General features: G+C 36.1%; 18 protein-coding genes. 3 read left to right on the top strand and 15 right to left on the bottom strand.

The genetic code is table 11. The features are described from left to right. Window positions 1-5: 5 nt before the first annotated feature. The 6 genes from GXZ13_01345 to GXZ13_01320 all read right to left on the bottom strand — a co-directional run bounded on the left by GXZ13_01345 (window position 6) and on the right by GXZ13_01320 (window position 7,449). The gene (locus tag GXZ13_01345) at window positions 6-1,613 is read right to left on the bottom strand and encodes a CTP synthase (protein ID NLX74485.1); all 1,608 of its coding nucleotides are present in this window, start codon (window positions 1,611-1,613) and stop codon (window positions 6-8) included. 30 nt (window positions 1,614-1,643) lie between these two features. After that, window positions 1,644-3,050: a peptidoglycan DD-metalloendopeptidase family protein gene (locus tag GXZ13_01340; GenBank protein ID NLX74484.1), complete on the bottom strand. Its 1,407-nt coding sequence runs from the start codon at window positions 3,048-3,050 to the stop codon at window positions 1,644-1,646. 69 nt (window positions 3,051-3,119) lie between these two features. Then, the gene (locus tag GXZ13_01335; protein NLX74483.1) at window positions 3,120-4,472 is read right to left on the bottom strand and encodes a transcription termination factor Rho; all 1,353 of its coding nucleotides are present in this window, start codon (window positions 4,470-4,472) and stop codon (window positions 3,120-3,122) included. 387 nt (window positions 4,473-4,859) lie between these two features. Beyond that, complete coding sequence (locus tag GXZ13_01330; GenBank protein ID NLX74482.1) at window positions 4,860-5,303, bottom strand: hypothetical protein; 444 nt, start codon at window positions 5,301-5,303, stop codon at window positions 4,860-4,862. Window positions 5,304-5,496: 193 nt separating this feature from the next. After that, window positions 5,497-6,180: a ComF family protein gene (locus tag GXZ13_01325; protein ID NLX74481.1), complete on the bottom strand. Its 684-nt coding sequence runs from the start codon at window positions 6,178-6,180 to the stop codon at window positions 5,497-5,499. Window positions 6,181-6,246: 66 nt separating this feature from the next. Continuing rightward, window positions 6,247-7,449, bottom strand: coding sequence for a methionine adenosyltransferase (locus GXZ13_01320; protein ID NLX74480.1), 1,203 nt, complete (start codon window positions 7,447-7,449; stop codon window positions 6,247-6,249). Between the two features lie 178 nt (window positions 7,450-7,627). On the opposite strand from GXZ13_01320, the gene GXZ13_01315 reads away from it, so the two are divergent. Next, complete coding sequence (locus tag GXZ13_01315; protein ID NLX74479.1) at window positions 7,628-9,283, top strand: hypothetical protein; 1,656 nt, start codon at window positions 7,628-7,630, stop codon at window positions 9,281-9,283. Here GXZ13_01315 and GXZ13_01310 read toward each other — a convergent pair. The 4 genes from GXZ13_01310 to GXZ13_01295 form a co-directional block, all read right to left on the bottom strand. After that, on the bottom strand, window positions 9,222-10,190 hold the full coding sequence (locus GXZ13_01310; GenBank protein NLX74478.1) for an RluA family pseudouridine synthase: 969 nt from the start codon (window positions 10,188-10,190) through the stop codon (window positions 9,222-9,224). The genes GXZ13_01315 and GXZ13_01310 overlap by 62 nt on opposite strands. Before the next feature lie 34 nt (window positions 10,191-10,224). Beyond that, window positions 10,225-13,002 (bottom strand): isoleucine--tRNA ligase, encoded by a 2,778-nt coding sequence (gene ileS, locus GXZ13_01305; protein NLX74477.1) that lies wholly within the window; start codon window positions 13,000-13,002, stop codon window positions 10,225-10,227. 198 nt (window positions 13,003-13,200) lie between these two features. Beyond that, window positions 13,201-15,186, bottom strand: a complete 1,986-nt coding sequence (locus tag GXZ13_01300; GenBank protein ID NLX74476.1) for a hypothetical protein — start codon at window positions 15,184-15,186, stop codon at window positions 13,201-13,203. 20 nt (window positions 15,187-15,206) lie between these two features. Next, a protein-coding gene (locus GXZ13_01295; GenBank protein NLX74475.1) for a peptide chain release factor 2 occupies window positions 15,207-16,311 on the bottom strand; the annotation gives its coding sequence in 2 pieces (ribosomal slippage) (window positions 15,207-16,238 and window positions 16,240-16,311; 1,104 coding nt in all). A 120-nt stretch (window positions 16,312-16,431) separates the two neighbouring features. Here GXZ13_01295 and GXZ13_01290 point away from each other — a divergent pair. Next, entirely contained in the window at window positions 16,432-16,899 is a 468-nt protein-coding gene (locus tag GXZ13_01290; GenBank protein NLX74474.1) for an HTH domain-containing protein, read from the top strand. A gap of 24 nt (window positions 16,900-16,923) precedes the next feature. Further along, window positions 16,924-17,445 (top strand): biotin--[acetyl-CoA-carboxylase] ligase, encoded by a 522-nt coding sequence (locus tag GXZ13_01285; protein ID NLX74473.1) that lies wholly within the window; start codon window positions 16,924-16,926, stop codon window positions 17,443-17,445. Window positions 17,446-17,513: 68 nt separating this feature from the next. On the opposite strand, the gene GXZ13_01280 is transcribed toward GXZ13_01285, so the two are convergent. Genes GXZ13_01280 through lpxC form a run of 5 tightly spaced genes read right to left on the bottom strand, consistent with a single transcriptional unit; the run spans window position 17,514 to window position 21,267 of the window. Continuing rightward, window positions 17,514-18,611 carry a YjgP/YjgQ family permease gene (locus GXZ13_01280; protein ID NLX74472.1) on the bottom strand — a complete coding sequence of 366 codons (1,098 nt, stop codon included), beginning with the start codon at window positions 18,609-18,611 and terminating at the stop codon, window positions 17,514-17,516. Window positions 18,612-18,646: 35 nt separating this feature from the next. Next, window positions 18,647-19,120 (bottom strand): HAD-IIIA family hydrolase, encoded by a 474-nt coding sequence (locus tag GXZ13_01275; GenBank protein NLX74471.1) that lies wholly within the window; start codon window positions 19,118-19,120, stop codon window positions 18,647-18,649. A gap of 16 nt (window positions 19,121-19,136) precedes the next feature. Then, window positions 19,137-19,940: an acyl-ACP--UDP-N-acetylglucosamine O-acyltransferase gene (gene lpxA, locus GXZ13_01270; protein ID NLX74470.1), complete on the bottom strand. Its 804-nt coding sequence runs from the start codon at window positions 19,938-19,940 to the stop codon at window positions 19,137-19,139. Further along, window positions 19,937-20,413: a 3-hydroxyacyl-ACP dehydratase FabZ gene (gene fabZ, locus GXZ13_01265; GenBank protein NLX74469.1), complete on the bottom strand. Its 477-nt coding sequence runs from the start codon at window positions 20,411-20,413 to the stop codon at window positions 19,937-19,939. Before fabZ ends, lpxA begins: the two co-directional genes overlap by 4 nt. Before the next feature lie 35 nt (window positions 20,414-20,448). Next, a complete protein-coding gene (gene lpxC / locus GXZ13_01260; GenBank protein ID NLX74468.1) occupies window positions 20,449-21,267 on the bottom strand; it encodes a UDP-3-O-[3-hydroxymyristoyl] N-acetylglucosamine deacetylase in 819 nt (272 codons plus the stop codon). Between the last annotated feature and the right edge of the window lies 1 nt (window position 21,268).

Here is a 21,268-nt window from a genome sequence, read left to right as displayed (position 1 = left end):
CTCCTTTAAAACTTTTTTATTTTTTTTCTTATTGCTGCGGAAATAAAATCAATAAATAATGGATGTGGTCTTACCGGTCTGGACAAAAATTCAGGATGGAACTGAACACCTATTATCCAAGTATTATTTGTATTCTCTATTATTTCCACGTGATTCCCATCTGGACAGACTCCTGCAACTTTCATACCATTTTTTTCAAATAAATCTATATACTCATTATTAAATTCAAAACGATGACGATGACGTTCGCTTACCATTTCTTTTCCATATATTTCTGACGATTTTGAGCCTGCTATCAGTTTACATGGAAACGATCCTAAGCGCGAAGTTTCAGTTAAATTTTCTATATTATTATTTTCTCCCTTTGAACATATAATTGCATTTTTTGTTTCTTCTGCCATTTCAACACTATTTGCATCTTTTAATCCTAAAACATTGCGTGCAAATTCTATTGCAGCAACTTGCATACCAAGAGACAATCCAAAATAAGGAATATCATTTTCTCTGGCATATTTGGCTGCTTCAATCATTCCTTCTACTCCTCTTAAACCAAAGCCTCCAGGTACGACAATAGCATCTATTTTATCAAAAAAATAGTCTGGAGATTTTATTTCTAAATCTTCTGCTGCAACAGGGTGAATATTCACTTTTATGCTGTTAACTATCCCGGCATGAATAAGAGCCTCATTTACACTTAAATAAGCATCTTTATTTTCAGTATATTTCCCTACTAACGCAACATTTAATTCTTTATCTAGCGATTTTAATTTGTCTAAAAATTCACGCCAATCTTGCATATCCGGTTCTTTTATTGCGTTTAATTTTAATTTTTTTAAAACAGTAGTGTCGAACTTTTGTTTATTTAGTTCAAATGGCATTTGATATATTGAGCTTGTATCTTTTGCTTCAAATACACAATCAGGCGACACAGTACAATATAATCCTATTTTTTCCCTAAGCTCTGCGTTTACATGAAATTGAGAACGACAGACTATTATATCTGGTTGAATTCCAATTCTCCTTAGCTCGTTCACGCTGTGCTGTGTAGGTTTTGTTTTTAATTCTCCTGATGCAGCAACATATGGTACCAGAGTCACATGGCAGTAAAGTATATTTTCTCTCCCTATTCTTTGTGGCAACTGTCTTATTGCTTCAAGATAGGGTAATCCCTCAATATCTCCCACTGTTCCACCAATTTCTGCTATTACTATGTCCTTATCTTCTCCTACGGCTAATATGCGATTTTGTATTTCATTTGTTATATGTGGAATAACCTGAACTGTTCCACCACTATATCCCCCTTGACGTTCACGGTGTATGACAGAGGAATAAACCTTACCTGTCGTACAACTATTAACTCCAGAAATATTTTCGTCAATAAAACGTTCATAATGCCCTAAATCAAGATCTGTCTGTGCTCCATCCCAAGTTACAAATACCTCCCCATGTTGGAAAGGACTCATCGTTCCAGCATCAACGTTAATGTAGGGATCCATCTTCATTATACTTACATTGAACCATCTTCTTTTAAGCAAGGTTCCTAACGATGCTGAAGTTATCCCCTTCCCCAGAGATGAAACGACCCCACCTGTAACAAAAACATACTTTGCCATATCAAACACTCCTTTGAACCTTTCTAGCTCTTATCTTAAAAATCTCATTGGGTTTACAGGTGAACCGCCTTGACGCACTTCAAAATGCAAATGGTTCCCGGTAGAACGTCCGGTGCTTCCAACTCGTGCTATTAGCTGTCCCTTGTTTACGTGTGTACCTTTCGATACTAATAAGGCACTACAATGTCCATATAGAGTAGAAACTCCTGAAGGGTGTGTTAGCACGATTGTGTAACCATAGCCACCCATCCAACCAGAATGTACCACTCGTCCACTCTGTGCTGCAACAATATTTCTCCCTTTCGGAGCTCTTATATCAATTCCTGCATGAAATACCCTTCTTTTTCCAAAAGGACTTCTTCTCCAACCAAATGAACTTGAAATCCTGCCAAACACCGGCCAACCGAAGTGTTCTGTTGCCATCTTGGGCTTAGCCTTCCCTATCCTAGAAATACTTGTTCGCCTCTGAACTTTTGAGGGTGCTTCAACAGAAGAAGCAATGCTTCCTCCCGGTAGAAATAGTTCTTGTCCAATATTTATTTTTGATTTTTCATTTAATTTATTTGCAATGTAAATTGCATCTTTTGTAGAACCATATTTGTCTGCAAATTTATCTATATTTGTATTTTTTTCATACTTTACGAAAACTCCATCTTGGTTGGGTATACGCAACTGTATGCCTATTTTTAAAATATTTATATCGCTTAACTTGTTAGAACCAACTATTGTATCAACTTTTAAATCAAACTTATCTGCTATCGTCCACAGAGAATCTCCTTCACTAACCGTGTAATAGAAAATTGATAAGGGTTTCTCTTTTTTGGACGCTTCTATTGCTGCTTGTTCCATTTTTTTAACAAAATCTAAAGTGGCTTGAACATACTGACCACTATCCGGAATATATAAAACTTCAGAATATGTTGGATTTTGATTTTCTTTCATGTTATTCGCTCGTCTTATATCTTCTACTGAAACCCCAAACGCTTTTGCAATAGATTCCAAGGTGTCTCTTTTTTTGAGTACAACTTCCTGCCAATAAATATTTTCATCTAGCTCACCAGTTGTTTCATCCGTTAATATTCCATCTGATTTAGATAAGACACCATATAGTTTTACTTCCTCTGGTGTAAGTGGCGCAAGAGAGGGTCCAGGGCCTATGGCCAGAGGGACGGATTCACTTTCCGTCTTAGATTTTCCTTCTCTTAATCCACTTACTAATAATAAATCAGATACATCGGCCATAAAAAAACCCTTGTCATTTATTTCTTCTTCAGACGTGTTTAAATTATTTATAGTTGTCCAATACACATCTTTTCTCCCTGCTGCCACGATTGAAGCAAGAATAAGAGCTATCAGTAACAACATCAAGAATAGCAAGACAAAAGACAATAATATTTTTTTATTTTCAGGTATTTTTTTTAATCGTTTAAACATCACAATTTAGCAACTCCGTAGAACCTTTAAGGTGTTTGTATAAATATTTTCTATAGCTATTTAAAATTTATTCTATATCTTTATTGTAGAAAGAAATTCTTCGTTTGTCGTGGTGCTTTTCAGCTTACCAAGTATTAAGTTTAGGACTTCTGCCTCATCCATTCCTGCAATTTTTCGACGTAAAGCCCATATTCTTCTTAAATCTTCCTCAGAAACCAATAATTCTTCTTTTCTAGTTCCAGATTTAGTTATATCAAAAGCGGGGAAGATGCGTTGCTCTGATATTTTTCGAGACAAGTGTACTTCCATATTCCCGGTACCTTTAAATTCCTCATAAATTACATCGTCCATACGACTTCCAGTTTCAACAAGAGATGTCCCTATAATGGTAAGGCTTCCTCCATTTTCTATGTTTCTAGCCGAACCAAAAAACTTTTTAGGGAAATACAAGGCAGCCGGATCCATTCCGCCTGAAAGCGTTCTTCCAGATGGAGGGACAATTAAGTTTGAAGCACGAGCTAATCTCGTAATTGAATCCAATAGTAGAACCACATCTTTAGACGCCTCTACCAATCTTTTAGCTTTTTCAAGAGCAAGTGCGGAAACCCTTAGATGTTCTTCTGCCGGACGATCAAATGTAGATGCTATAATTTCACCATCTACAGACCTTTTCATATCTGTTACTTCCTCTGGACGTTCATCTATAAGCAAAACCATTAAAATTACTTCCGGATGGTTTGTTGTTATTGCTTTTGCAATATTTTTTAAGAGTGTTGTTTTTCCTGCTTTGGGAGGGGAAACTAGAAGAGCTCTTTGTCCTTTCCCTATGGGGGCAAAAAGATCAACTGCACGAGTTGCTATAATGTGATTTTTTATTTCAAGATTCAATTTCTCTTCAGGGAAAATTGGGGTTAAATTTTCGAAATGAGGTCTATGCCTCGATTCTTCTGGGTCTGTAAAGTTGACATTTTCTACTCGTAAAAGAGCCTCATAATGTTCCTGATCTTTGGGAGGCCTTATTATGCCCCACACAACGTCTCCATTTCTTAGTCCAAAACGCCGAATTTGGGAAGCAGAAACATAAATATCTGTATTGCTGGGAAGTAACCCGGACGGACGTAAAAAACCATAACCATCCGGCAAACACTCTAAGGTCCCCCCATTAAAGCGGTATCCCATCATCTCTGCCTGTTTTTTTAATATGTCGACTACTAAATCATCTTTTCTTCGAGTAGTAACTGAGGATATCTCTAACTCTTTTGCAATTTCTTTTAATTCAGTTATTGTCTTTGAGTTAAGAGAGTTAAAACCTTGTTTGGGATGTGAATGTTTGTGGGTAGTATCTTTGCTTTCTTGTTCTATTAATTTAGATGTGTGTTTTTTCGCTGTTTTGCGAACTTCCTGTTTCTTTACAATTTTGTTGATTTTATCCTCAGCAGCAACTTCTTCTTTAACTTCTATTTTCGATGCTTCTTCTGCTGCTTTTTTGTTTTTTTCTGTTGTCTTTGCTGATTTAGCAACCTTCTCTTCTTGCTCTAAGCTTTTCTTCGAACTACTCTTTTTAATTGTAGCTGCTTTTGTTTTTTTTGCTGATGAGCCCAGTCCAGAAGAAGTTTTTGTCTTGTTACTTTTAGCAGTTTTTTTAGTTGTTTTATCTACTAGATCTTTTGATGCAGAGACCAGATCTTTTCTCTCAGCCATCTCTATTTCAGAGCTACTGTCCTGACTATTACTTTCTACTGCTGCAGCAACTTCATTTTCAATAGTTGAGATGTTTTTTTCTCTTGGCAAGTTTCATTCCTCCAAATTAAATTATTTATTTTTTATAAATGGTATCTCCGATAACGTTCTCGTGGGAGACGATATTGAAACTTTATAAAATCCCTCCGGAAGAGGCAACCCGTCTTCTTTAAGAAGATAAAATGCCTTTATCCCTTCTTTATCTATTAATTTATGTTGTTCAGCAAATACTAATTCGTTATTCAAATACCACGAAATTCTTATATAATTTTCTTCTTGAATTGAAGAATATCGAAACCAAAGACATATTTGTCGCTCTCCATATTTTATGCTTGAGCTTACGGACAACGGCTCTCTATTATCCCCTAATTCTTGACATATAAATGCTTTATCTATTTTTAAGGTATTTCCAAAAAAATCACATTTTATACTTAATGGGCATAATATTATTAAAAATAAAATTGAAATTGCTACGAGGAAAAATAATATTTTAGTTGAATTATCAGATATTTTCATAAAGAGTCGACCACCTGTCTTCGACTTATGATTCTAGCACAAAATTAATGAGTTAAAAGGGAAAAACGAAAGATGCGATGCAAGCAACAAGTGCCTTCAAGTTTATTATACTGTAGTATTTAACATCAATCTAGTTTTTGAAAGTTATATTGTAACTTTACAATTTGATTTAAGAAAAAATTTTAATAAATAGCTATACAAACCATGAAAGTTCATTTTCTGAAGAAGATATTCTCCTTGACCATAATAAGGCTGCAACTACTGAACCACCGCTATCCTCTATTGCCGCTTTTGCAGCACGCATGGTTCCTCCTGTGGTATAAACATCATCAACCAATATTATTTTTTTATTACGTACAGATGATTTTGAAATAATTGAATCTAACGGTAAGGTTGCTCTCTGAATTCCATGCATATCAGTTTGATTAGGTCTATTCTTTTTCCAAACCAAGATAGAGTCATCTAACTTTATTTTACGTGCCTCTGATATTCCTTGGCCTATAAGGCTTGTTTGATTATATTCTCTTGTAGACCTTTTATGTAGAGGAATAGGTACAATTAAATCCGCCGATGGTAAACAAGCATTTTGTGCCACAAGTTTCCCCAGTATAACACCTAAAGATTTTATATTTTTATATTTTAGTCTTAGGAGCAAATCTCGGGGCAACCCATCATGTATTGTTGCTGCAAAACATGGAACAGAGTCCTTACAGCAGGGAACGCCATACTTTCCTCCGCATTCAAGACAAAAAGGAGGTAACGGGTCAATTATGGACTCTATACACTCAAAACAATACGACTCAACTATTTTCCCACAAACTGGACAAACCTGAGGCCATACAAGATGTGTAAGTATTCTCTTTATTTCTTTAAACAACAATGCTGTATGCATAACTTAAGAATTAAAGTCCGTCAAGAAATTACATAAACGGACTTTTGAGTTTTACATAAACCTTTGAGATGCTTCTTTAAGAATCTCTGCCTTGTCTGTTTTCTCCCATGCTGGCATCGGATGGATATCAATCCGTCCCATATGCCCATAAGCCGCGATTCTTTTATATTGGGGCTTGCATAATTCAAGATTTTTTATTATAGCTCTAGGACGGAAATCAAAATGTTCGCGTAATAAACGAGTTATTTGTTCATTTGGAATTTTCCCTGTACCAAAGGTCTCGACCATTATTGAAACAGGATTTGCTACTCCTATCGCATAAGCCACCTGAACCTGACACTTAGAGGCTATGCCCGCAGCTACTACATTTTTTGCGGCATACCTCGCCATATAAGCACCAGAACGGTCCACCTTTGTTGGATCCTTCCCAGAAAAAGCTCCTCCGCCATGGGGCACTGCACCACCGTAAGTATCCACGATAATTTTTCGTCCAGTTAGACCACAATCTGCTTGAGGGCCTCCTCTGACAAAAGTTCCTGCAGGATTAACGAAAATTTTAAAATCATCTTTTATTAGGTTAGTTGGAATAATATCTTTTATCACATGCTCCTCAATGTCTGCTTTTATCTGCGAAAGTGCAACTGCAGGGTGATGTTGAGTGCTTATGACAACAGTATCTATTCTTTGGGGTCTTCCATCTATATACTCCAATGTAACTTGGCTCTTCCCATCAGGGCGAAGGTAAGGGATTGTTTTATTTTTACGCATTTCAGTAAGTTTGCGAGTAAGTTTGTGTGCAAGGGAAATAGGCATCGGCATTAATTCCTCTGTTTCATCACATGCGTAACCCACCATCAGTCCTTGATCTCCAGCTCCAGTTTTATCATTCTCGTCATCAGAATTATCTAGAGCTTCTTTTGCCAAATCAACTCCTTGCTTGATATCTGGAGATTGTTCATCTATGGCCGTTATAACAGCACAAGTTTCACCATCAAATCCATATTTTGCCCTTGTATATCCTACTTCCTTTACTGTTTCTCGTGCTATTTTCGGAATGTCAACGTAACAATTTGTAGTAATTTCTCCTGCTACAACAATAAGTCCCGTGCTTACAAGAGTTTCACACGCTACTCTGCCATCTGGGTCTTCTTGTAAAATCGCATCAAGGACTGCATCAGATATTTGATCAGCGAGTTTGTCAGGATGTCCTTCCGTCACAGATTCAGACGAAATTAAAATCCTTTCTTTGCTCATTTTCAAACACCTCCATTATATTTTGATATACTTCTTAAACAACTATTCTAATCCTTCTAGCATTTTAACCTAGATTTATAATTGTGTATACGCATTTCAAAGTACTTTTTTATTTAATAGTAAGAAATAATAGATTGTGGTAATTTGTATATATTTAATTGTGATGGGAGTGATATTTGTGTCTTTTGGGCCCGAACTAGTTTATGAATGGAACAAAATGCTTGAAACAATTTATAACCATAAAGTACAAAAAATTTATGGAGGATGCAGCTGGTGTACACTTTCATTTTCTTCTACTATCACATTATTGCTTTCATGGAAAGTTCAAAATTGTGGCATAACTTTTATTAATAATGATAATCGTAAAAAACTTATAGGTACAGTAAAACAGACCCATCCAATAATAGGGGCTCTAAAGAGACATTTACACGGCACGGAACTCCTTACCTCGCAACAAATTAAAAGAGATAGAATCCTAATGCTCACTTTTAAAAAAACTTTTGGAGCTGGATTTCATAACAAAAAACATCTTGTTCTAGAAGCAATACAGAACCACGGCAATTTTATTCTTATAGAAGATGACGGGACAATTATTGAAGCTGCAAAACATATATATCCATCAGAGAACAGAGAACGTATTATTGCCTCAGGACACCAATATATATTTCCAGCTGAGTATAAAGGCATAACATTAGAAGAATGGTTAGAAAAACCAAGACAAGAATCACTTAAAAATATAAAAGGTATTGGAGCCCCCTTACTAAAGACTATTTTTGAAATGCCGTTAAACGAACAAAAAAAACATCTTAGTTCATTTTATTCCAATACAAAAAATACAATGAAAATTCAGAAACTAAACAGATATATTTTCCCTTTTCCTGTTAATTTAAAAAATGCCACTGTATATAACAACTTACTTGCTTCCTCTACTGAATTAGTTTTAGATCCTATTTTAAATAAAAATGCGGATCAAAGGAAAAGGGTTATAAATCTTTTTTTAACGAAAGAAATAGCTAGAAGAGAAAAACAAATTTCAGACATATCCAAGCTTCTAAAACAGGACAATTCTCTAACTTATAAAAATTATGGCAATATAATTTTAAATAACATTCAAAATATAAGACGTGGCGAAGATAGAATATCACTAACTAGTTATACTGAGGCTGGCGAACCCGAAACAAAAGAAATCCCCCTCAATCCTGCTTTAACTGCCACAGAGAATGCAGATTTATATTTTAAAAAATATAAAAAAATTACAGCTTCAAAAGAACGAGCCAGTAAAATACTAGAAAAAGTTATGAATGAGATGCAAGATTTAAATGAAGATTTACTTCTTGCAATGTGTATAAATGACGATGAATCTCTTTCTACGATTGAAAAAGAACTGAAAATAAATAGAACAAAAGCAAGAATAAGCAAGGTTCCTAACGAAAAACAATTTCCACCACACAAGCGCATTATGTTGGGTGACTCAATTATATTGATAGGCCTTTCAGCTAAAGGTAATAGGTATGCCACTTTTAAATTTGCAAGGTCGAACGATATTTGGTTTCATGCTAAAGACATTCCTGGAGCACATGTCATTTTGCGCAATAACAACATTGGAGAGATATTTAATGATAATCAGCTACTGAGTTTTTGTGCGTCTCTTGCTGTTTATTACAGCAAGTCAAAAGATTGCGGTAAGGTGAGAGTAGATTATACATTAAGAAAATATGTGTCGCCTATTAATTCAGAAATTGCCGGCGTTACTTACCGCGAATTTAAAACTCTCAATGTGGGCAGTGATTTTTGGGAGAAATATCTTTTAAAAAACTCACAAGATCTTGAGTAAGAGGGCTTACAAAACAAATCGTCTCTCGGGTTTTGGGATGTTTAAAACCTAGCTTCCACGAATGAAGAAACACTCTATTACAACTGTCAAACGATGAATGTCTTCCAGGTGCGTAGAGTTGGTCTCCAACAAGGGGGTGATTTATGGCATTCATATGGACTCTTATTTGATGTGTTCTTCCAGTGTGTAAAGTGAAATGTACAAGGGAAAAACCAGAATTACTCCAAATGACATTGTAGCCTGTTCTCGCATCCCTTCCATCTTCTACAATACTTCTTTTATATCTATTATACGGATTTCTCGCTATAGGTAGTGAGATTTCTCCTATAAGGTTTTTCGGGGTACCGTAACATAGCCCGATATACTCCCTGTTTACACGGCTCGCTTTAAAATCTCTAAACAGTGTTTCCTGTGCAAGACCATTGCGAGCCACGACCATTAGGCCTGAAGTTGTTCTATCTAGTCTGTGAACTATTCCAGGCCTATTTACACCGTTTATATTTGCAATATCAGGGAATCTATATAAAAGTCCATGTACCAAAGTTCTGTCCCAATGGCCTTTAGATGGATGTACCACCAAGCCCGAGGGTTTGTTTATAACAACAATACTGTCATCAAAAAAAAGCACTTCAAAGTCAACTTCTGTCGGAATTAATTCTGTCTCTTTTATTGCAAACATATTAACGCTTACAATATCTCCCTTATTGACCTTAATCGATGGTTTTATGTATCTCTGAGGAGTAAGTTTTACTCTGCCTCCTTTAATTAGCCTTTGAGCATGCCCTCTACTAACAGCTACTTCTTGCGAAATTACAAAATCTAACCTGTGACCGGACTCCTCTTCTTTAACAATAAACTCTACAAGCGTATCCTTATCTCGCTCTCCACCACGGAGCTGGGGATACATTTTCTTCGAGTTATAATTTACATCTGAGTTTTTTTTATCCAACGACATCCTTACAACGATGACAGATGCCGTTAAGCAAAACCTCAGGTCTTTTTTTCCAACAGCGCGGGCATTTTTCATGAGAAGACTTTGTAACTCCAATAGATATCCCTGTATTGGGATCTTCATAAAGCACATTCGCATTTTTCACTTCACTTACAATCTCACAAGAAGACACGATTGATACTTTCTCCCAATCAGCAATAGCTATTTTTGTTTTTAAGTGTTCATATTCATTTCTCAACATAATTTGGATGTGTGCATCAAGAGGGTGTCCGATTTCGCCTGAACTTCTCGCAGACTCAAGGCCTCTTAGTATTGATTGTCTTGCATCCATAACACAGTCCCATGTCTTTTCAATATTGTCATCAAACACGAACTCGTTCTCTAAGGGCCAATCGTTAAGAAACACACTCTTTGATAATGTCGAATCCATTTCTCTTAAATGTTGCCATATCTCTTCTGCGGTAAATGAAAGCACTGGCGATATCATTTGAGCAAGCATTTTAAGAACTGTCCACATTACAGTTCTTACAGAACGTCTGGATAATGAGTCTTTGGAATCTGCATAAAGACAATCTTTATTTATGTCTATATAAAAAGAGCTTAACTCAAAGTCACAGAATTGATGTATAGCTATCATTGGCTGATGAAATTCGTATTCATCAAAACCCTTGGTAACACGTTCCCTTATTTTGTTAAGCTTTGTCATAATATATTTATCTATATCCGAAAGCTCTTCAGGCTTAACAATATCAGTAGATGGATTAAATTCTTTAAGATTAGCAAGAAGAAATCTAGCTGTGTTTCTAATTCTTCTATAAGATTCAATTAAGTTTTCAAATATTTCGTTTGATATGCGAACATCTCCCCGGTAGTCGGAGGAAGCCACCCAAAGCCTAAGGATATCTGCTCCATTTTTATCAATTATCTTTTCAGGAGTCATGGCATTTCCGAGAGATTTAGACATTTTCTTTCCATCTCCCGCCATTATAAAACCGTGAGTTAGAACTGCTTTATAAGGAGCCAAATCTCGGGTTGCTACACTATTAAGTAATGATGTCTGGAACCAACCTCTATGTTGATCACTGCCTTCCAAATAGAGATCTGCTGGCCAACTAAGGTCCTCCCAGTTATCTAATACGGCTGAGTGGCTTGAACCTGAGTCAAACCATACATCCATTATGTCTGTCTCTTTTTTCAGTTTTTTACTTTTACATTTAGGGCATACGGCCAAGTTGCCAATAAGTTCTTCTACTGATAAGTTCCACCAACAATTACTTCCAAATTCTCGGACTTTTTCTGCTACGCACAATACTGTTTCTTTGGAAAGGATAACCTCTCCGCAATCCTCACAATAAAATGCTGGGATGGGCACTCCCCAAATCCTTTGACGGCTAATGCACCAATCAGAACGCTCCTTTAACATATTTGACATACGCTCTTTTCCCCATTCTGGTATCCATTGGACCTTATCTATGCAACTAAGAGCTTTTTCTTTAAATTTCGTTACGGCCACAAACCATTGATCAGTTGCCCTAAAAATTACCGGTTTTTTGCAGCGCCAACAATGTGGATATGAGTGTGAAATTTTTTGATGTCCTAATAACCTATCGGACTCAGTCAAAAGTTCTAATACTTTTTTCCCACCTTCAGATAATGACATTCCTGCAAATATTGGCGTATCTTTATAATAATGACCCGTTTCATCTACGGGGTTATAGATATCGATCCCATATCTCATCCCTGTTTCATAGTCATCCGTTCCATGTCCAGGAGCGGTATGAACACATCCTGTCCCTGATTCAAGAGTCACATAGTTGGCTAATACGAGGGGTGTTATCCTGTCATAAAATGGATGTTTCGCTTCCGAATTTTCAAGCTGTAATCCCTTACAAAGTATTATAGGATTAGTAAACTTTAACCCTGTTGCATGTGAGACGAAATCTCTCATATCTTCTGCAAGAAGATATACTTTGCCATTAGCTTCATAAAAGCCATAGTTAAAATGAGGATTAAGAGCAATTGCCATAGAAGCCGGGATTGTCCAAGGCGTTGTTGTCCAAATAATTACGTTTACATCTCTATCTTTTAGTTCAGGAAAAAGTTTTGCTGCACCTTCATATTTATATGCTACAAATATGGACGGAGACGTTTCATCCGAATATTCTATCTCTGCAGCAGCCAAAGCTGTTTGACAGTCAGTACACCAATAGATAGCTTTCTGACCTTTATACACCAAATCTTTCTGCACCATCTCAGAAAACCCTTCAAGTTGGGTTGCTTCATATGCAGGGACGAGTGTCATATATGGATTTTCCCAATCCGCAATTACTCCAAGCCTCTTAAATTGTTCGGTTTGTACTTTAGCAAACTTTCGAGCATATTCTGCACACTTATCTCGAAGTTCTACCGAAGCAATTTTATCTCTATCGATCCCCTGCTCCTTGAGAACTTTTAATTCAATAGGCAACCCATGTGTGTCATAACCCGGAACAAAAGGAGAAAAATAGCCTCTCTGCCATTTATACTTAACAACAAAATCCTTCAATATTTTATTTGTAGCAGTGCCAATATGTATGCCTGCATTTGCATAAGGGGGGCCGTCATGCAGTATAAAGCTTTTTTTACCTTTGTTTTTCTTTTTCAGCTCTTCATATAAATTAATATCTTCCCAATATTTTAATAAATCCGGTTCCCTCTGTGCCAAATTCGCACGCATTGGAAAAGAAGTTTGTGGGAGAAACAAAGTATCTTTATAATCTTTTTGCATAAAACTGCCTCCTGCTTATTTAAAATATGATTTTATTGTGTGTAACATAAATGAATAACTATGACAACCGCTTATTATAGTCTACTAGGTTATTTTGAGCAAATAATTAAAATTTTACTAAGAAATAATAAACAAAAATTAAAACATTTATTCCTCATCTAATTTTTATTACCCGTCAAACAAGTTTATGTTTTTTGTCTAGTTGTCTTTCTTCTTTTCATTATTTTCTATCTGTGGTACATCACTTATCTTTACGAATTTCCTTAAACTCCCCTCAACAAAGTACTCTGTATCAGTTACTACGAGAGTTCCTTCTTTTATTTTTTCTTGCTGTATTTCATAATTCAAGCGAGAGTCTGTCATATTACTAGGCAAATCAGGTCCAGATTCTCCTTTATTTTTCGCTTTACCAGCAACCGGTGCATTTATCTCTGCTATTATCTGATTATTTTTTTCAACTGCATCTAGCTCCCGCAATAAATCAGAAATATTTGTTATAGATGAAAGTCCATTATTTGATTTAGAATTATTTTCTTTTGCACTTTCTCTGCCGGAACGAACTGAAATTTCGCACATCATTGCGGCATCTTTGGGAATAGCCAAAGAAATACGTTTTTTTCTAGCCTGTTGGCGCCAAATTCTCGTTGTTACATCTAATTCTAGCTTTTCTCCCGGTGCATAAGTGTCTTTTGAATCTACTAGCTCAAGTTTTTCTATAAAGATAATTTTGGGATCTCTTGTTACACTTACTTCAACGCTAACACCAAAAGGACGTATTTCTTGAAATTGGTTCAAAGAAAAAACTTTTGTTAAACCTTCTAATTCTTCAGTCATTGCATCAACAAGCGAATTACTTGAAAAGAAAATATTCTCTCTCTTCCAACTCTCTTTCATATTTCCGCCTGAAAATCTGAGCTTAACTGTCGCCGTCCCTTCACCTTTTCGTCCCCATTCATTTTCAATTAGTGCTTTTATCCCAGAAGCACCTATTGCAGGACCTGTAAATGAATCTGAGAGAGTTTGAAAGCGCTTCAAAACGTCATTCCCCGTGTCTTTATCATGAAATTTTAGTACATAACTAGAAGCCGGTGCATATTGTCCAATTTTTCCAGCTATTGCTACCGGCCTATCCTGCGTTACAGTTCCTATGATGTTCCCCAAACTGCCTAACTTAAATGTATTGTCAAGTCTAGGGATAATTTTGATAATAGAAGCTTCTGTTGCTGGATAAGAAACGGCTCCGGCATTAAGCATTGGATGTGCAAAAGCTAGGAATCTCCCATCTTTATCCACTGCACTTAATGTCCCTATACTACCCATTTGAATATCACCCCAGGCTAAAGCAACTCCTATAGCGGCCCCTGGTTTGAGAATGTTATTGCTCTTTGCATTAAAACTTGATGTCGAGGTAGACCCGTAAGGAAGCATCGTACATCCAATTTTTTTCTCTAAATCTTTTACTAATTCCGGTGACATCCCATCCACTAAAACCGGCATATTTAAAGGGATTAGTTCCCTTTTGCTAAATATTTCGAGCTTATCATTATCCCTTAAGGCTAGGAATTTTGTTAAATTTATTTCTTCAAATAAATCTTCGTCACGCCTACTTGAATATTTATTTTGGATGTTTGAATTACGTTTTACATCGTCTGTGCCATTGTTTTTTTTAGTTTTATGTTTTTCAGCACTATCAGTTTCCACCAAATCTGGACTGAGGGGTGATGTTGGTACAATTTGTGGTATTTCAAAACCGGGGATACGCTCCGGCCAGTCTAAAGCTGAAATCATGTCTTCTATTGGAGTAGCAAGCCCCAAACTCTTTTCTGAGAATGACCACCCATATCCTATAGCTCCTATTAGTTTCCCGTCTATATAAATAGGAGAACCACTCATTCCTGCAGCAATACCACCGTTAGCATTTACCTCCTTATCTTCAATTTTAAATAGTATAAGGTTTTTAGGACTCGTTTTACGGGGAAGAACTCCTAATATGCTTACCTCAAATGGTGTAATTTCTGTCCCGGAAATAACGGTATATGCTTTACCCTTCATTCCAGATTTTATTTTATCGATCGGCATTATAGGCGATGACGGATTAAATGTATGAGCACTGGCAACAGTGTCACCCGTAAAATAAAGTAATAGTAAAAAAATAAACGTCAGTATATAATATTTTCTCTTCACTGTTTTCACTCCTATATAAATTAACCGGTCGTTTTCTGAAATCTTAAATAATTCATTATAAAATCATCTATCTCCCCATCAAGGACAGCCTGTGTATTGCCTGTTTCATATGAAGAACGATGGTCTTTTACTAGTTGGAAAGGATGGAGCGTGTATGAGCGAATCTGACTACCCCATGAAATTTCACGTTTTTCACCTTGAAGATCATCCATATGATTTCGACGCTCTGCCAGCATTCTTTCATATAATCGAGACCGAAGAACTTGCATGGCCGTAGCTCTATTCATGTGCTGCGAGCGTTCTGCCTGACAACTAACAACAATACCGGAAGGTATATGTGTAATTCTCACAGCAGAATCCGTCATATTAACATGCTGTCCTCCTGCACCCCCTGAGCGAAACGTATCTATTTTTAGATCTTCCGGCTTAATTGCTAACTCAACGTTATCAGGAAGAATAGGGGTGACTTCAACAGAAGCAAAGCTAGTATGTCTACGTTTAGCCGAATCATAAGGTGATATCCTGATTAACCGATGAACTCCTTGCTCGCCTCTTAAAAAACCATAAGCATAGTCTCCATTTATAGACACTGTTACACTTTTAATACCAGCTTCTTGATCTGTTATCTCGTCTATTAGTTTTACAGTATAATTATGAGATTCTGACCATCTAATGTACATCCGGTACAATATTGCAGTCCAGTCTTGAGAGTCAAGTCCGCCTGCTCCGGCATGTACACTTAAGATTGCTCCGGCGGTATCATATGCTCCATCTAATAAAATAAGCGTCTGATATTCTTCTATGTTTTTTTGTAACAAAGAGGAACGCCTATAAAATTCTTTTTGTAGTTCAACGTCTTCAAGCTCATTTAAAAGCTCTGCATATGTCTCTAACTCTTCTATTTCACCGCTGACAGCATTCAATTTATTTATTTTATTTTGAAGCATTACTGTCTCTTTAGATATATCCTGAGCATCCTTTAGTTTCCAAAAGTCAGGCTGTTCTGCAATTTTACGAAGCTCTTCTATTCTTTTCTCAATTGTGGCAAGGTCAAAGACTTCCACGCAGTTCGTCATAAGACGAGTGCAAGTTCATCATGACAGATGTAACTGAAAGATCTATCATTTCATAAACCCTCCTAATAATTAAACGTTGCTTTTATTATATGCTTCAAGAGTATAAAGTATAATAGTTTTTTTACCTATTGAAAATCAATCTATATTTTAATTGGAGGGTTACTCTAAAATGGGAAATGATGAGAAAACTCAGCTTAAATTGGACCTGCTTTCTATACTTTTAGAAAACCAGAATAAGCTTGTTCCCTCTTTGTTTATAGAAAGAGAATTAGGCATTACAAAAGAAATAATATATAAACAAATTAATTTTTTAAGAAATGAAGGATTAACTATAGACTTCACGTCTGACGGGAATTATATGCTTTCCAACGTATCTGAAATAAAAAAAATTTCGCCGTCTTATATAAAATTTTTGTTAAAAGAAAATACTTTTTTTAATGATTTTATATATTTTAATGAAGTAGGATCTACCCAAGAAGTTATTAAAAAATATGCTCAAGATGGAGTCCCTCAAGGTCTTGTAATAATTTCAGATCTTCAATATTCCGGGAGAGGAAGAAAGGGGCGTTTATGGTATAGTCCCAAAGGGGAAAATCTTTTATTTTCCTGCCTTTTTAGACCAAATTTTGACCCTTAATATGTTAACTTAATAAATCTTGCAGTGGGAATTGCAATACGATCAATTTTAATTGAAAAGTATAACATTAAGACTGAACTAAAATGGCCTAATGATATTTTAATAAAAAATAAAAAAGTGTGTGGAATTCTTAGCGAGGCAGCTTGTGATTCGGATAAGATACACTATATTTTAACTGGCGTCGGAATAAACGTGAATATGTCGAAAACAAAAATTAATGATGATATAAAAAACGATGCAACCTCTCTTTTAATTGAATCAAATTCATTAGAAAGCATCTCTCGCTCAAACCTTCTTGTTGAAATTTTAGAAAAATTTTCTTCTACCTTGAAATTATTTGATAATAAAGATGGAATAAAAAGAATAATAGAAGAATACAGAAATATTTGTTCAACTATAGGAAAAGAAGTAATGATTATTCAGGACGACGTAACGCTCATTGGAGACGCAATAAATATTTCCAGCCAAGGTGCACTTATTGTTCGCATTAACGGCAAGGAAAATCTGTTTTTTGCTTCAGACGTAAAACACTTGCGGTTAAATTAAAAAAACAAATTATGCCATTCCCACTTTACTTTTATAATTAGTAAAAGCTTATATGTATTCTTGATATTTTAACCCAGCTTATTCGCATTCTTACACATTAAAAGACCTATTATTAGGAATACTATATTCGCTATCCACGCTGCGATATAGGAGGGAATATATCCTGCTTCACCAAGCGACTGTGTCAGGGATAAAATTACATAGTATACAAAGACAATTATTACGCTTAGACCAAGACCAAGACTTGAGCTGGAACGTTGTGGGCGACTTCCAAGAGCTGCTCCTACAAGTGCGAGCACCATACATGCCCACGGGACAGAAATACGCAGGTGAAACATCATCCACAACTTAGAAGAGTTTATCCCGCTCTTTTCATTTAATTTTATAGTTGCTAAAAGTTCTTTCATTGTCATTTGTTCGGGCTGTTGCGTCGATGCTTTTGCTATTTCGTCGGGATTCATATTTATATTAATCTTTTGTTTCTCAAATTTGAACAAAAGACTTACAAGTCCATTTTTATTTACTTCAAAAACATTCCCATTATTTAACCACCAACTACCGTCTATCCAGTTCGCTGATTTAGCCGAATTTATTCTACTTAGACGACCATCCTCAAACTCTTGAACGACTACTTGAGACATGTCTCCGTTTTTTATTTCCATTTTATTTATATATATAACTCTTTTTAAAACTCCACCACTCTCTTCTTTTATAAAAATCTTCTCGTGAAACTGAGGTGGAGACTGTTTCCATACTTCAAAGAGCATTACGTTAGAAGCTGCTCTCTCAGTCAACGGTACAATCGTTTCGTTTATAAAAAAAGCTGTAATTGATATAATAAAAGTAGCGAAAACTACAGGCTTAACAATCCTACTAAAAGACAAACCAGCCGCCTTAAGAGCAATCAATTCAGAATTTGCAGACATCCTTCCAAAACCAGTAAGCGTAGCTAACAAACAACTCATTGGGATAGTGTATGTCATTAATTTTGGCAAATAATATATAAATAAGCGTATAACAACCCAGACAGAAACCCCTCTTTGTATAACGAGATCAGCTATTTGGAATAATAGGCTGCCGGCTATTAATATTATAGTAAAAGACATTATCCCAAATAGAAACGGACCCATTAGCTCTCTTAAAATAAACTTATCTAATGGCTTCATTCTTAAAAGACTGAGAAATTTCTTGTTTTGAATTATCACAGACTGCCACCATTTATTTTATGTATATATTCTGCACACTCTCTTATTGCACCATTTCCACCAGATTGTTCTGTACACCAATCAGCAGACTCCTTAATTTCAACAACAGAGTTCTTAGTGGCGATTCCTACACCAGCCCACTTTATACACTCTAAATCAGGGATATCATCTCCTGCATAGGCTATTTCTTCTTTTGATATTTTGTATTCAATAGCAATTTTTTTCAATTCTGTAAGCTTATCATTAGTCCCATTTATACAAACGGTTATGTTTAATTCTTGGGCTCGTCTCTGAGTTGCGGGTGAATATCTTCCACTTATAAAGACCACTTTGACCCCCGACTTAATAAGAGATGTCAAACCGTATCCGTCTTGAGTGTTAAATCGTTTGTATTCATTCCCTAAACCATCCATATATACGCCACCGTCAGTTAAAGTCCCATCGATATCTAAAGCAAACAGTTTTATCATAACTATAAATATCTCCCTACTTGCTATGCCAGTCTTGTGTAATTCTTGATGCGAAACCGCGTTTCGTTGCTGCAGCAAAGTCCACTATTAGCTTAGCTTCAGACAACTCTCCATATAGCGCAGCGACTTGAGCAATACCATCTTTTATTCCCAATCCTGAGTTATATATGATTCTATATATATCACGTAAAATACGACGAGTTTCCGCATTAAATCCCTGTCTTTTAAGTCCAATTCTATTAATGTCGTAAACTCTACATGGATTCCCTGAAGCCAAGCAGTAGGGGGGAATGTCCTGTATGATTTTTGAGAAGCCTCCCACCATAGAATAATCTCCGACATGCACGAACTGGTGGAACCCACACATCCCACCCACAACAGTATGATCGCCAATATGTACATATCCGGATAACCCCGATTTGTTTGCTATTGTACAAAATGATCCAACTCTTACGTTGTGAGCTATATGAACACCTTCCATGATATATGCATTGTCACCGACACGCGTGATTTCTCCTTCACCTGTTGCCCTATTAACAGTAACAAATTCACGACAAACAACATTATTGCCAATACGCACCCAGGTCTCTTCTCCTTCGTAGCTAAGATCCTGTGGTAATCCGCCTATTACAGAGTGTTCGTATAACACACAGTCTTCTCCTAGTTCGGTAAATTCACATACATGAGAATTTGCTCTTAGAACTGTTCTGTCTCCGATTTTCGTTTTCTTTTCAACAATAGCATAAGGACCAATAGTCACATTATTGCCAATTTCCGCCTCTTTGGACACTATTGCTGTGGGATGTATGTTTATACTCATCTTTTATTCTCCGTCTTTAATGTTAAACCCGAAGATATGACAAAACCCATGACTGCTTCTGTAACTATCTCACCATCTACTGTGGCTGTGAATTTAAATTTACCCACTAAGCCTTTTCTTTTAATCAAAGTAGCTACTGTTTTAAGCTGATCTCCAGGTTTAACCGGCTTACGAAATCTTGCTTTGTCAATTGAAGTTAGATAGGCCAAGCTTCTTTGTTCTCCACGAAAATCTCCTTGGAAACTCAGTAAAATTGCTCCTATCTGTGCCATTGCTTCCAGAATTAGAACTCCAGGCATAACTGGTTCGTCAGGGAAATGGCCTTGGAAAAAAGGCTCATTATAAGTAACGTTTTTATACCCTGTTACTTGCTTAATGTCTGGTTCATCGATTACTTCCTCTATTCTATCTACCAAAAGAAAAGGATATCTATGAGGTAAACATTTTAATATTTGATTAATATCTAATTCCAAATCTTCGCCTCCTCTAATTAATACAAATAAGTATTTTATCGCATATATATTTTTTTTAATCTTTCTACAAGTTTTCTATGAAGTCCATGACCACTGCATATACCTAAGTAGTGTCCCGTAGGAATCGGCCCCATAAGGGCTAAGTCTCCCAAAAGATCTATTATCTTATGTGTGGCACATTCAAATGGCAAACGCAAGCCTCCCTCATTGAGGAGCTTATCTTTATCAAAAACCAGTGCGTTATCTAATGTTCCTCCTTTCGCAAGGTCGGCTTTTTTGAGAAAATCAAGTTCATAAGTCAAACCAAAAGTTCGTGCTTTAGAAATTACACCTAAAAATTTTTCTCTGTTTATTTCGTATGTTATTTTTTGTAATCCTATTGGTGTTCCAGGATAATCAATAATATATGTCATTTTGAGTATTTCTGATGGAAAAACAGAGATTATTTTTTCATCTTTATGTTCTATCACAAGTGGCATAGAAATAACTCTCCTTGGTGTCACCCCTTCTATTTCGACATAGCCTGTCTCATCAATCGCTTTGGCGAACAAATGAGCACTCCCGTCCATAATAGGCACTTCATCTCCGTCTAAAACAATTATTACTGCATCTAATTCCATTCCAACGATGGAAGCCAGTAAATGCTCCGCAGTTCTTACGATTGAACCGTCAGGAAGACGAAAAGATGTTAAGCGGGAGTCCTCTTCTACAACGGCATCTACAATATTATATAGACCGTTTTTTGTTTTAAATCTGATGCCGTAAACATCAGATGGGGACAGTGTTAATTCGTTTTTTTTACCTGAATGAAGGCCTGTTCCCTTAAAATTAATTTCATTTTTTATCGTTTTCATT

Source organism: Synergistaceae bacterium (assembly GCA_012728235.1).
In the GTDB taxonomy this organism is placed as follows: domain Bacteria; phylum Synergistota; class Synergistia; order Synergistales; family Synergistaceae; genus JAAYFL01.
This window is presented reverse-complemented; position numbering and strand designations above follow the sequence as displayed.

What these genes read in the sequence shown, in the direction of transcription:
- GXZ13_01280 (NLX74472.1), bottom strand. Translation starts at nt 18,611, where the DNA reads ATGAAGCCATTAGATAAGTTTATTTTAAGAGAGCTAATGGGTCCGTTT.
- GXZ13_01310 (NLX74478.1), bottom strand. Translation starts at nt 10,190, where the DNA reads ATGTATCCCCAGCTCCGTGGTGGAGAGCGAGATAAGGATACGCTTGTA.
- lpxA (NLX74470.1), bottom strand. Translation starts at nt 19,940, where the DNA reads ATGAGTATAAACATACATCCCACAGCAATAGTGTCCAAAGAGGCGGAA.
- lpxC (NLX74468.1), bottom strand. Translation starts at nt 21,267, where the DNA reads ATGAAAACGATAAAAAATGAAATTAATTTTAAGGGAACAGGCCTTCAT.
- GXZ13_01320 (NLX74480.1), bottom strand. Translation starts at nt 7,449, where the DNA reads ATGAGCAAAGAAAGGATTTTAATTTCGTCTGAATCTGTGACGGAAGGA.
- GXZ13_01275 (NLX74471.1), bottom strand. Translation starts at nt 19,120, where the DNA reads ATGATAAAACTGTTTGCTTTAGATATCGATGGGACTTTAACTGACGGT.
- GXZ13_01330 (NLX74482.1), bottom strand. Translation starts at nt 5,303, where the DNA reads ATGAAAATATCTGATAATTCAACTAAAATATTATTTTTCCTCGTAGCA.
- GXZ13_01345 (NLX74485.1), bottom strand. Translation starts at nt 1,613, where the DNA reads ATGGCAAAGTATGTTTTTGTTACAGGTGGGGTCGTTTCATCTCTGGGG.
- ileS (NLX74477.1), bottom strand. Translation starts at nt 13,002, where the DNA reads ATGCAAAAAGATTATAAAGATACTTTGTTTCTCCCACAAACTTCTTTT.
- GXZ13_01290 (NLX74474.1), top strand. Translation starts at nt 16,432, where the DNA reads ATGGGAAATGATGAGAAAACTCAGCTTAAATTGGACCTGCTTTCTATA.